Genomic DNA, 12132 nt, shown 5'->3' with positions numbered 1-12132 from the left:
GGACCCCGGCACGCCCTGACGCGGCCCCGGAACGCTCTGCTACGGCCCGGCGGGGCCCGAGGCGGCCCGCCGGCGCCGTCGCAGGCCGCGCGGCCCCGCGCGCCTCAGGAGGGCCCGGGGCCGGGCCCGGCGCGCGCTGCCCGGCCTCACCGCGGCGACCGGGGTGGGACGGGTTCGGCAGCGGTTACGCTGGGGGCGTGGCAGTCGTGGATGTTTCCGAAGAGCTGAAGTCCCTCTCCTCGACCATGGAGTCGATCGAGGCCGTCCTGGACCTCGACGCGATGAGGGCCGACATCGCCGAGCTCGAAGAGCGGGCCGCCGCTCCGTCCCTGTGGGACGACCCGGAGAACGCGCAGAAGGTCACCAGTCGGCTCTCCTACCTTCAGGGCCAGCTGCGCAAGACCGAGGAGCTGCGCGGCCGCATCGACGACCTCCAGGTGCTCTTCGAGCTCGCCGACGCCGAGGACGACGCCGAGGCCCGCGCCGAGGCCGTCGCCGAGCTGGACGCCGTGCGCAAGGCCGTCGACGAGATGGAGGTACGCACCCTCCTGTCCGGCGAGTACGACGCGCGCGAGGCCGTCGTCAACATCCGCGCCGAGGCCGGCGGCATCGACGCCGCGGACTTCGCCGAGCAGCTTCAGCGGATGTACCTGCGCTGGGCCGAGCGGCACGGCTACAAGACCGAGGTTTACGAGACGTCGTACGCAGAAGAGGCGGGCATCAAGTCCACCACCTTCGCCGTCCAGGCCCCGTACGCGTACGGCACGCTCTCCGTCGAGCAGGGCACGCACCGCCTCGTGCGCATCTCGCCCTTCGACAACCAGGGCCGCCGCCAGACGTCCTTCGCGGGCGTCGAGGTGCTGCCCGTGGTCGAGCAGACCGACCACATCGAGATCGACGAGACGGAGCTGCGCGTCGACGTCTACCGCTCCTCGGGCCCGGGCGGCCAGGGCGTGAACACGACCGACTCGGCGGTGCGCCTGACGCACCTGCCGACCGGCATCGTGGTGTCCTGCCAGAACGAGCGCTCGCAGATCCAGAACAAGGCCACCGCCATGAACGTCCTCCAGGCCAAGCTCCTTGAGCGCCGCCGCCAGGAGGAGCAGGCCAAGATGGACGCGCTCAAGGGCGACGGCGGCAACTCCTGGGGCAACCAGATGCGTTCGTACGTCCTGCACCCGTACCAGATGGTCAAGGACCTGCGCACCGAGCACGAGGTCGGCAACCCCCAGGCGGTCCTGGACGGGGACATCGACGGATTCCTCGAAGCGGGCGTGCGCTGGCGCAAGCAGCAGGAGAAGTGACTCGGTTCGTGCGGGCGCCCTGCGAGAGGAACGATGGGCGCAGTCTCGAAGCGGGCGTGCGCTGGCGCAAGCAGCAGGAGAAGTGACTCGGTTCGTGCGGGCGCCCTGCGAGAGGAACGATGGGCGCAGTCTCGAAGCGGGCGTGCGCTGGCGCAAGCAGCAGGAGAAGTGACTCGGTTCGTGCGGGCGCCCTGCGAGAGGAACGATGGGCGCAGTCTCGAAGCGGGCGTGCGCTGGCGCAAGCAGCAGGAGAAGTAGTCTCCTCCGCAGGTCCGCGGGAGAAGTAATCTCCTCACATTTTCGCTGTCCTTGCCCCCCGCAAGCGCCTTCATAGCGGGCATACCGCCCTCAACGACCTTGACGGCCCTGTCAAAACTGGGAAAGCTGACGCGCGGCATGCGCATGACTGGGGCTCGCGTGAATGGGTGAGCTCGCGGGCCGCCGCGTGAAGCGTCGCGGCCCAGGCCGGGTTCCCGAGCCGTCCGTAGCCCCGTGCATGGCTGCTCCGTTGACGTACAGCTACTGGGGGTAGCAGTCAGATGACCAAGAAGACGCGGCTGCGGTTCGCGCGGATAGCGACCGGCACGGTGATGGTCGCCGGCGCCTCGCTCGCAGCCGCCGGCGCCGCCTCGGCCGTGGGTGTGGACGTCGGCATCGGGGGGGTCGGAGTCTCGGCGAACGTGGACCGGGACGGCCTGGACGCGGGTGTGCACATCAACACCACGGACGACCCGTCGACCACCATCCCGACCGGCCCGCCGGTCACCAGCGCGCCGCCCACGAGCGCGCCGCCGACCGTCGAGCCGCCGACGACTCCGCCGCCGTCCCCGACGATCCCGACGATCCCGCCGGGCACCCCGTCGACCAAGCCGCCCACCAAGCCCCCGACCGGCACGCCGACCACGGGCCCCGCGCCCACCGGAACGCCGACGGTCGCGCCGAGCAGCGCCGCCCCCGGCACCGGCGGCGGCGACTCGGGCACCTGCACGGTGGACCTGGACAGCACCGACTGCGAGGACAACACCGGCACGGACGCGGCGGGCAGCAAGCCCGTCCAGCAGGGCAAGTCCAAGGAGGAGCTGGCCCACACCGGCGCCGCCGAGACGGCCTACCTGCTGGTCGGCGCCGCGACGATGATCGCGGGCGGCATCGGCTTCCGCTTCCTGCCGCGCCTGGCGGCCGGCCGGGACAAGGCGGCCTGAGCGGCCGAACCGCCCTGAGGGCAAGGACGAGACGAGGGGCCCGGAGCCGGCGGCGCACACGCCGGCTCCGGGCCCCTCGCCCGTACGTACACTCCCGCCGCCCGCGCTCCGGCGCCGGACCTGCCACACCCGATCCTGTCGGGCGGCTACACGACCTGGTGGGCGAGCAGCGCCACCGCGACCAGTGCCAGCAGCAGCGCTATCAGGGCGGCCGGGGTCAGCCCGGAGAACGCTCCGTCCTGCTGAAGGCGCTCCTTGCTGGCCCGGCAGACCGGGCAGCGGCCCTCGCTGACGGGGCTCGCGCAGTTGGCGCAGACGAGCCTGTCGTACGTCATGCGCTCTCCTCCTCGGACGGTGGCGCCACGGTTCGACACGTGGACACGAGGCCAACGCTTCGGGAACGTCGTCTGTTCCCCCTCCACTGTGCCAGCTTTCACCCCCGCGGCGCGTGCCCCGAGGGGCCCGCACCGGGCTTCGTCGCCCGTTCCGTACGGGTCCGGGGCGAATCCGTGACACCGCACGCGCCCCCCGGCGGCGCCGCACGTGCCGCCCGGCGGCGACCAGAGGCCGTGAAACGGGCGGACCCGGTGCGGCCCGCGGCGGACCGACGGCCAGGTTGTCACCGGTTTGTCCCCGGCGGAGCCGTGAATAAACGCACCATGCCCGGATGGCGACTGCGCGTCGCCGCGCCGTTCGCGTATGGTCACGCACATCGGCGGGAGTCGTTCCGGCGGCCGCCCGCAACTCCTACCCAGGTCGACCGTGGTGCACCAGTGATCCGATTCGACAGCGTTTCCAAGACCTACCCCAAGCAGAACCGTCCCGCGCTCAAAGACGTGTCGCTGGAGATCGAGAAGGGCGAGTTCGTCTTCCTGGTGGGCTCCTCGGGGTCGGGCAAGTCCACCTTCCTGCGGCTGCTGCTGCGGGAGGAGCGTGCCACGCACGGCTCGGTGCACGTGCTCGGCAAGGACCTGGCACGGCTGTCGAACTGGAAGGTGCCGCAGATGCGCCGCCAGTTGGGCACCGTCTTCCAGGACTTCCGGCTGCTGCCCAACAAGACGGTCGGGGAGAACGTCGCCTTCGCCCTGGAGGTCATCGGCAAGCCGCGGCACGCCATCCGCAAGACCGTCCCCGAGGTGCTGGAGCTGGTGGGGCTCGGCGGCAAGCAGGACCGCAGGCCCGGTGAGCTGTCCGGCGGTGAGCAGCAGCGCGTGGCCATCGCGCGCGCCTTCGTCAACCGGCCGCTGCTGCTGATCGCCGACGAGCCCACCGGAAACCTCGACCCGCAGACCTCCGTCGGGATCATGAAGCTGCTGGACCGGATCAACCGGACCGGGACCACGGTGGTCATGGCCACCCACGACCAGCAGATCGTGGACCAGATGCGCAAGCGCGTGATCGAACTTGAAAAGGGCCGTCTCGTCCGCGACCAGTCCCGCGGCGTGTACGGCTACCAGCACTGAAAGGACGCCATGCGCGCCCAGTTCGTCCTGTCGGAGATCGGCGTGGGTCTCCGGCGCAACCTTACGATGACCTTCGCGGTGATCGTCTCCGTGGCCCTGTCGCTCGCCCTGCTCGGCGGGTCCCTGCTCATGCGCGAGCAGGTGAGCACCATGAAGGGCTACTGGTACGACAAGGTCAACGTCTCCATCTTCCTGTGCAGCAAGAACGACAAGGAGACCTCGCCCAACTGCGCCAAGGGTGCGGCCACCCCGGCGCAGAAGGACGAGATCCGCGCCGAGCTGAAGCAGATGACCCTCGTCCAGAGCGTGCAGTTCGAGAACACCGACGAGGCGTACGCGCACTACAAGGAGCAGTTCAGCGACTCGCCGCTGGCCGAGTCCATCACCGCGGACCAGATGCAGGAGTCCTTCCGGGTCAAGCTGAAGGACCCCAACCAGTACGAGGTGCTGACCACGGCCTTCGCCGCCCGGCCCGGCGTGCAGTCGGTGCAGGACCAGAAGAAGCTCGTCGGACCGCTGTTCAACCTCCTCAACGGCATGAACTACGCGGCGCTGGGCGTGATGGCCCTCATGCTGGTGGTGGCGCTGATGCTCATCGTCAACACGGTGCGCGTGTCCGCCTTCAGCCGCCGCCGGGAGACCGGGATCATGCGGCTGGTGGGCGCGTCCAGCTTCTACATCCAGATGCCGTTCATCATGGAGGCGGCCATCGCGGGCCTGCTGGGCGCGGGCCTGGCGTGCGTACTGCTCGTCAGCGGCCAGTATTTCCTCGTCAACAACTGGCTGGCGGAGCGCATCGACGTCATTCGGTTCATCGGCTGGGAGTCGGTGCTGGCCAAGCTGCCGGTGGTGCTGGCCATCGGGCTGCTGATGCCCGCCGTCGCCGCGTTCCTGGCGCTGCGCAAGTACCTCAAGGTGTGACGTAGTCCCACGGGTGACGTAGGGCCAACGGGCCGTGCGCCGCCGGGTGGTGGCCTAGACTCACCCGCATGTCGGGCGTCTGTTTGTTCATCCGGCCCCGCCGCGTACGCCGAGGGGCGGCCCTGACATTGGTCTTCGCCGGCGTCCTGGCGACCGGCGCCGCCGCCGGATCGTGGGGCGACGGCCCGGGCCCCGGCGGCCCGGACGCCGCCCGCGGGACGCTCCGCGCGGCAGGCCCCGGCGCCGCGGCCGGCCGTACGGTCGACGGCCGTACGGTGGCGGAGGCGGCCGCGTCCGCCGAGGAGGACGGCAAGTCCGGGGCGCAGGCCGCCCGCGAGGTGGTCAGCCGCAGCGGCGACCGGTGGGGCGCGGTCTACAGCGCCGACGAGTACGAGGGCTTCCGCGGCCGCCTCGAAGGCTGGTACGTGGGCGTGGGCGTCTCGGCCCGGCAGGGCCGCGGCGGCCGCATCGAGGTCGAGGCCGTCCGGGCGGGCAGCCCCGCGCGCCGGGCCGGGGTGCGGGCCGGCGACCGGCTCGTCGCCATCGNGAGGTCGAGGCCGTCCGGGCGGGCAGCCCCGCGCGCCGGGCCGGGGTGCGGGCCGGCGACCGGCTCGTCGCCATCGACGGCACGCCGGTCACGGGCCGCCCGGTCACCGAGGTCGTCGCGATGCTGCGCGGCGACGCCGCGGGCGGCCGCCCGGCCGTGGGCACGCGCGTGACGCTCGGACTGGAGCGCGGCGGCCGGCAGTGGCGGCGCACGCTGGTCCGGGCCAGGCTGGCCACCCGGCCGGTCACCGTCGAGCGGCTGCCCGGCGCCGTGCGCATCAGGGTCGAGTCCTTCACCCGGGGCGCGGGCGCGCAGGTGCGCCGCGCCGCGCGCGCCACCCGCCGGGGCGACGGCATCCTGCTGGACCTGCGCGGCAACTCCGGCGGCCTGGTCGCCGAGGCCGTCACCGCCGCGTCCGCGTTCCTGGACGGCGGCCTGGTGGCCACGTACGACGAGCGGGGCCGGCAGCGGGTGCTGGACGCGCCGCCCGGCGGCGACACCGGCACGCCGCTGGTCGTCCTCGTCGACGGCGGCACCATGAGCGCCGCGGAACTGCTGGCCGGGGCCCTCCAGGACCGGGGCCGGGCGGTCGTGGTCGGCTCGCGGACCTTCGGCAAGGGGTCCGTGCAGATGCCGCGCCGGCTGCCGGACGGCTCGGTCGCCGAGCTGACCGTCGGCCACTACACGACCCCGGCCGGGCGCGGCGTGGACGGCGCGGGCATCACCCCGGACCTGGAGGTCCCCGGCGGCGGCGACCAGGCGGCCGAGAAGCGGGCCCGGACGGTATTGAGTGGCCTGGGAGCCGGCTCGTAGTGCGAGAATGGCGTCGCTATGGCGAAAGAGACGGGACGCAAGCTGATCGCGCAGAACAAGAAGGCGCGGCACGACTACCACATCCTCGACACGTATGAGTGCGGTCTGGTGCTCACCGGCACCGAGGTGAAGTCGCTCCGGCAGGGCAGGGCCTCGCTGGTGGACGGCTTCGCGCAGATCGACGGCGGCGAGGCGTGGCTGTACAACGTGCACATTCCCGAATACAGCCAGGGCACGTGGACGAACCACGCGGCGCGGCGCAAGCGCAAGCTGCTGCTGCACCGGGCCGAGATCGACAAGCTGGACTCCCGCAGCCAGGAGACCGGGCACACGCTCGTGCCGCTCGCGCTGTACTTCAAGGACGGCCGGGCCAAGGTCGAGGTCGCGCTGGCGAAGGGCAAGAAGGAGTACGACAAGCGGGCGACGCTGCGGGAGAAACAGGACCGCCGCGAGGCGGACCGCGCCGTGGCGGCGGCGCGGCGGCGCCAACGGTCCTGAGCCGGCCGGTCCGGCGCCTCACGCGCCGCCCCGGGGCGCGTCGCCGCCGGCCCCGGCCGCGGGTGGGGCGCGCGGATGTGGGCCACACCGCGCCGTACGCGGAATGACGTGGCCCCGTACGGCGTTGATCCCGTACGATGGGGGAGCGCCCGGCAGGGCGCGGCACACCTTGAAAAGTGCACAGGGGGATGATCGGTTTCGACAGCGGCTGTCGAAGCAGGGGAAGCGAGCCGAGGAAGCGGCAATGATCTCGTTAACCACATGCCGAAACCAATAATCGCCAACAACAAGCGCGATTCCTTCCGCCTCGCTGCCTGAGTAGCGAGGCGTGAAGTGTCAGCCCGGGGCTGTTCCCGACCCGGTGTCTGGCATCATTAAGGGGACTCCACCACCGGCTCCGGCCACGGGGGCCGGTGGGAAACCTCACAGTGGCTGAGCCCGTCGGAGACTTGTCCGCGTGATCTCCGGGGCCGAGAAAAGCGAAGCGGACTGCGCTCGGAGAAGCCCTGATTCCGCACCGTTGGACGCGGGTTCGATTCCCGCCATCTCCACGAAGACGACAGGCGAGGTGCGCCCGCGGACAGCGCGGGCCATCTCGCCTTCGTTGTTTGTGCTCGGCTGCGCCTCGCGTGGCGGGGGCTTCGCCACCCGCACCCCCTTGGGCGACAGGCGAGGTGCGCCCGCGGACCGCGCGGACCGCCTCGCCTTCGTTGTTTGTGCTCGGCTGCGCCTCGCGTGGCGGGGGCTTCGCCACCCGCACCCCCTTGGGCGACAGGCGAGGTGCGCCCGCGGACCGCGCGGACCGCCTCGCCTTCGTTGTTTGTGCTCGGCTGCGCCTCGCGTGGCGGGGGCTTCGCCACCCGCACCCCCTTGGGCGACAGGCGAGGTGCGCCCGCGGACCGCGCGGACCGCCTCGCCTTCGTGTCTGCTGGTGCCTCGCGAGGCGGGCCTGTGTCCCACCTGTACAACATTTGTTGCACGACTGTCATGCGGGGGTTAGCCTTGATGCATGGCGTCGACAATAGGTTTCCGGCCCACCGAAGAGGACGTGCGGATCATCAAGACGGCGATGCGGGAGGGCGAGGGCACCAGCGATGTGATCCGCCGCGCACTGCGCCTGCTGGAGCGCGAGGGGTGGCTGACACAGGCCCGTGCCGACGCGGAGCGCCTGGCGGGTGAGGAGCTGTCCGCCGAAGCGGACGCCTGGTGATCCGCGGCGCCGTCTACCGGGTGGATTTCGGCGAGGCCAAGCGGGGACACGAGCAGCGCGGTCGCCGGTACGGGCTGGTGATGAGCCCCGCGTCGATGCCCTGGACTGTGGCCACCGTCATCCCCACGTCCACCAGCGCCCAGCCGGCCGTCTTCCGGCCCGAGCTGGAGGTCGCCGGGACCCTGACGCGACTGCTCGTGGACCAGATGCGCGCGGTCGACACCACGTACGTGCACGGTGATCCGGTTCACTACCTCGACCGCGCGGAGCTGGCCGAGGTGGAGCACGCCGTACGCCGCTACCTCGGGCTCTGAGGAGCCCCAGGCACCTCCCCCGGCCCTCACCACGCCCCGCCCAGACGGGTGAGAGCAAGGTTTCGTCGGCGTCACCTGCCGCCATGGGCCGGTAACGAGTCCTCCCTACGGTCAGGCGACGACACCCGATCAGCACATGTGGAGGCATCATGACTGCCCCGACCACCGCCGCGCGCAAAGGGGGCCGCTGGATCGAGCAGTGGGACCCGGAGGACGAGACCTTCTGGCGTGAGAAGGGCGAGAAGATCGCCAACCGCAACCTGTTCTTCTCCGTCCTCTCCGAGCACATCGGCTTCTCCGTCTGGAGCCTGTGGTCGGTCATGGTCCTGTTCATGGGGCCGGAGTACGGCGTGGACCCGGCCGACAAGTTCTACCTGGTCTGCATGCCGACCCTGGTAGGCGGGCTCCTGCGCGTTCCGTATACCTTCGCCGTGGCACGCTTCGGTGGCCGTAACTGGACGATCATCAGCGCGCTGCTGCTGCTGGTGCCGACGATCACCGCCGCGTTCGTGATCCACCCGGGCACCTCGTACGGCACCTTCCTGCTGGTCGGAGCGCTCACCGGCGTCGGCGGCGGCAACTTCGCCTCCTCCATGACCAACATCAACGCCTTCTACCCGCTGCGGCGGAAGGGCTGGGCGCTGGGTCTCAACGCCGGCGGCGGCAACATCGGCGTGCCCGCTATCCAGCTGATCGGCCTGCTGGTCATCAGCACCGCCGGGGCCACCCACCCGCGCATCGTGCTGGGCGTCTACATCCCGCTGATCGTGGTCGCGGCCCTGCTGTCCGCGCTGTTCATGGACAACATCGCGAACCTCAGCAACGACACCGGCGCGGCCGTGGCGGCGGTGAAGCAGCCGCACACCTGGATCATGTCGCTGCTGTACATCGGCACCTTCGGCTCGTTCATCGGCTACAGCTTCGCCTTCGGCCTGGTGCTGGTGAACCAGTTCGGCCGTACGCCGCTGGAGGCCGCGCAGATCACCTTCATCGGCCCGCTGCTCGGCTCCCTGATCCGGCCCGTCGGCGGCTGGCTGGCCGACAGGTTCGGCGGTGCGAAGATCACCCTGTTCAACTTCCTGGCCATGGCCGCCGCCACCCTGGTGGTCGTCTACGCCAACTCCCAGGACTCCCTGGCGATCTTCCTCGTCGGCTTCATCGCGCTGTTCGTCCTCAGCGGCCTCGGCAACGGCTCGACGTACAAGATGATCCCCGGCATCTTCCACAACAAGGCGCTGGCGCAGGGCCTGACCGGCGAGGAGGCGGCGGCCTACGGGCGGCGGCTGTCCGGCGCTTCCATGGGGCTCATCGGGGCCGTCGGCGCCCTCGGCGGCCTGGGCATCAACCTGGCCTTCCGCCAGTCGTTCCTCAACGCCCACTCCGGCACGCCGGCCTTCTACTCCTTCCTCGCCTTCTACGGCCTGTGCTTCCTGGTCACCTGGGCCGTATACCTCCGCAAGCCGGCGCAGTCGGCGCAGGCCACGGAGAGCGGCACCGGCCAGGCTCAGCCCGAACTGAGCTACGCCGAGGTCTGAGCGCGGCTGTAACACCAGGGAAACAACAGGGAACCGGGCCTGTCACCAGTGGTTGGCAGGCTCGGTCTCCGCATGACAGTCGCGGCATCCCACCGGGTGCGGACCGGAACGAGAGCCATGCAGGGACAGCAAGCAGATCAGGCAGCGCAGGCACAGGGCAGCGGGCCCGGGCGGAAGCCCGGCCCCATCGGGCCGCTGGCCGGGTTCACCGTGGGCGTCACCGCCGCGCGCCGCGCGGACGAGCTCGGCGCCCTGCTACGGCGCCGCGGCGCCGCGGTCATGCACGCCCCGGCGCTGCGCATCGTGCCGCTACCGGACGACACCGAGCTGCTGGCGGCCACCAAGCAGCTGATCGACAACGCTCCCGACGTGGTCGTCGCCACCACCGCCATAGGCTTCCGCGGCTGGGTGGAGGCCGCCGACGGCTGGGGCCTGGGCGAGGGCCTGCTGGAGCGGCTGCGCGGCGTGGAACTGCTGGCCCGCGGCCCCAAGGTGCGCGGCGCCATCCGGGCCGCCGGGCTCACCGAGGACTGGTCGCCCGCCTCCGAGTCGATGGCCGAGGTGCTGGACCGGCTGCTGGAGGAGGGCGTGTGCGGCCGCCGCATCGCCGTCCAGCTGCACGGCGAGCCGCTGCCCGGCTTCGTGGAGTCGCTGCGGGCCGGCGGCGCCGCGGTCATCGGCGTGCCCGTCTACCGGTGGCTGCCGCCCGAGGACATCGGCCCCGTCGACCGGCTGCTCGACGCGGTCGTCGCCCGCTCCCTGGACGCGGTGACCTTCACCAGCGCGCCCGCCGCCGCCAGCCTGCTGGACCGGGCCGAGCGGCGCGGCGTCCTCAGCGAGGTGCTGGACGCGCTGCGGCACGACGTGCTGCCCGCCTGCGTGGGCCCGGTCACGGCCCTGCCGCTGGAGGCGCACGACGTGCCCACCAGCCAGCCCGAGCGGTTCCGGCTCGGCCCGCTGGTGCAGCTGCTGTCCACCGAGCTGCCGGGCCGGGTGCGGCCGCTGCCGCTGGCCGGGCGGCGGGTGGAGATACGCGGGCACGCCGTGCTGGTCGACGGCGAGCTGCGCACCGTACCCCCGGCCGGCATGGCGCTGCTGCGTGCCCTGGCCCGCCGGCCCGGCTGGGTGGTGCCACGCGCCGACCTGCTGCGCGCGCTGCCCGGGGCGGGCCGCGACGAGCACGCCGTCGAGACGGCGATGGCCCGGCTGCGCACCGCGCTCGGCTCGCCGAAGCTCATACAGACCGTCGTCAAGCGCGGCTACCGGCTGGCCCTCGACCCGGCCGCGGACACCAAGTACGGCGGCGTGTGACGCCCTCGGCGCCCCGGCGCGCGCCCGGCGCACGCCCGCCCCGGCGGGCCCGGCCCGGCGGGCCCCCGCGTCCCGGCCGCCGCGTGCCGCCGCCGGTTCCGGGCTGTCCGTATGCGGGCTGTCCGTAAGACGGGGTTACGGTCCCGGCCCGCGCGGGGCACCCTGATAGGTGGACGTACTTGCGGAAGATCCTGAAGATCTCCGAAAGGTCCGGCGGAAGGTTCCCCGCGGCAGGCCCTCAGGGCCCCGGCAGGCGCCGGGGCCGCCGCCGTGCGCGCGGGGCGCGGAGGGGAGTGGCGCGCGCGGGTCGCGCGGGTCGCGAAGGACACGAAGGAGTGGCGGCGGCATGGCTGCGTCGGCCCCGCGCGACCTGCGGTTCGACTGCGGGCGGGTCTGCCTGGATCTGGTGGCCACGGTCGACGGGCGGCTCGGCGAGGCGCCCGTCGAGCGGCTGGACGGGGTCGACCGGCTCAAGGAATGGCTCGTCGGCGCCGGTCTGGTGCCCAGCGGGACCGCCCTCGACGCGGTCGACCGCGGCTGGCTCACCCGCTTCCACGCGGCCCGCGACCTGCTGCACCGCGTCGTCCACACCGAGGTGGCGGGCCGTGCCGCCCGCGCCGACCTCGAACGGGTGAACGCGCTGGCGACGACCGCGCCCCCGGCCGTACGGGCCGAGCGGTCCGCCGACGGCACGCTCGTACGCGAGCTGGCCGCCGCGCCCGACTGCGGAGCCCTGCTCGGGCAGGTCGCCCGCGACGCCGTGGACCTGCTCACCGACCCGGTGGCGCGCGGGCAGCTGCGGCAGTGCGCGGGGGAGACCTGCTCGCTGGTCTACCTCGACACCTCGCGCGGGCGGCGCAGGCGCTGGTGCTCCAGCGAGATCTGCGGCAACCGGGAGCGCGTCGCCCGGCACCGCAGGCGCGCGGTGGCCACCGCGGCCGGCTCCTGACCCGGCGCCCGCGCGGGCGCCGGGCCCGGGCCCGGCGCACCGTCCGGTCGGCTGCCACCGGCCCG

Annotated in this window: 11 protein-coding genes, 1 other RNA gene and 1 pseudogene; 12 read left to right on the top strand and 1 reads right to left on the bottom strand. The window is 72.4% G+C overall.

What is annotated here, in order from left to right:
- Positions 1 to 197: 197 nt before the first annotated feature.
- Together prfB and RKE29_RS22285 are read left to right on the top strand one after the other, a co-directional pair.
- A complete protein-coding gene (prfB, locus tag RKE29_RS22290; RefSeq protein ID WP_312007326.1) occupies positions 198 to 1304 on the top strand; it encodes a peptide chain release factor 2 in 1107 nt (368 codons plus the stop codon).
- A 539-nt stretch (positions 1305 to 1843) separates the two neighbouring features.
- On the top strand, positions 1844 to 2506 hold the full coding sequence (locus RKE29_RS22285) for an LPXTG cell wall anchor domain-containing protein (protein ID WP_312007324.1): 663 nt from the start codon (positions 1844 to 1846) through the stop codon (positions 2504 to 2506).
- Positions 2507 to 2652: 146 nt separating this feature from the next.
- Here the strand turns inward: RKE29_RS22285 and RKE29_RS22280 are convergent, their stop codons facing one another.
- Positions 2653 to 2841 (bottom strand): hypothetical protein, encoded by a 189-nt coding sequence (locus RKE29_RS22280; RefSeq protein WP_312007323.1) that lies wholly within the window; start codon positions 2839 to 2841, stop codon positions 2653 to 2655.
- 438 nt (positions 2842 to 3279) lie between these two features.
- Between RKE29_RS22280 and ftsE the strand changes: the two genes are divergently transcribed.
- The 10 genes and pseudogenes from ftsE (at position 3280) to RKE29_RS22230 (ending at position 12067) form a co-directional block, all read left to right on the top strand.
- Positions 3280 to 3969, top strand: coding sequence for a cell division ATP-binding protein FtsE (ftsE, locus tag RKE29_RS22275; protein WP_312007321.1), 690 nt, complete (start codon positions 3280 to 3282; stop codon positions 3967 to 3969).
- Between the two features lie 9 nt (positions 3970 to 3978).
- Positions 3979 to 4890 (top strand): permease-like cell division protein FtsX, encoded by a 912-nt coding sequence (gene ftsX, locus RKE29_RS22270; protein ID WP_312007320.1) that lies wholly within the window; start codon positions 3979 to 3981, stop codon positions 4888 to 4890.
- A 68-nt stretch (positions 4891 to 4958) separates the two neighbouring features.
- Positions 4959 to 6250, top strand: a pseudogene (locus RKE29_RS22265) (S41 family peptidase).
- Between the two features lie 18 nt (positions 6251 to 6268).
- Positions 6269 to 6748, top strand: coding sequence for an SsrA-binding protein SmpB (gene smpB / locus RKE29_RS22260; RefSeq protein ID WP_312007319.1), 480 nt, complete (start codon positions 6269 to 6271; stop codon positions 6746 to 6748).
- Positions 6749 to 6932: 184 nt separating this feature from the next.
- Positions 6933 to 7302: a transfer-messenger RNA gene (gene ssrA, locus RKE29_RS22255) on the top strand.
- 455 nt (positions 7303 to 7757) lie between these two features.
- Positions 7758 to 7958: a hypothetical protein gene (locus RKE29_RS22250; protein ID WP_312007318.1), complete on the top strand. Its 201-nt coding sequence runs from the start codon at positions 7758 to 7760 to the stop codon at positions 7956 to 7958.
- A complete protein-coding gene (locus RKE29_RS22245) occupies positions 7955 to 8272 on the top strand; it encodes a type II toxin-antitoxin system PemK/MazF family toxin (RefSeq protein WP_369016049.1) in 318 nt (105 codons plus the stop codon). The genes RKE29_RS22250 and RKE29_RS22245 overlap by 4 nt, the downstream gene beginning before the upstream one ends.
- Positions 8273 to 8421: 149 nt before the next feature.
- Positions 8422 to 9807, top strand: a complete 1386-nt coding sequence (locus RKE29_RS22240; protein ID WP_312007317.1) for a nitrate/nitrite transporter — start codon at positions 8422 to 8424, stop codon at positions 9805 to 9807.
- Positions 9808 to 9924: 117 nt separating this feature from the next.
- On the top strand, positions 9925 to 11118 hold the full coding sequence (locus RKE29_RS22235) for a uroporphyrinogen-III synthase (protein ID WP_312007316.1): 1194 nt from the start codon (positions 9925 to 9927) through the stop codon (positions 11116 to 11118).
- A gap of 346 nt (positions 11119 to 11464) precedes the next feature.
- On the top strand, positions 11465 to 12067 hold the full coding sequence (locus tag RKE29_RS22230) for an ABATE domain-containing protein (protein WP_312007315.1): 603 nt from the start codon (positions 11465 to 11467) through the stop codon (positions 12065 to 12067).
- Positions 12068 to 12132: the final 65 nt, after the last annotated feature.

The sequence above is a fragment of the Streptomyces sp. B1866 genome (genome assembly GCF_031932565.1).
GTDB lineage: Bacteria > Actinomycetota > Actinomycetes > Streptomycetales > Streptomycetaceae > Streptomyces.
Note: the sequence above shows the minus strand (reverse complement) of the source record. Positions and strands in the feature narration are given on the sequence as shown.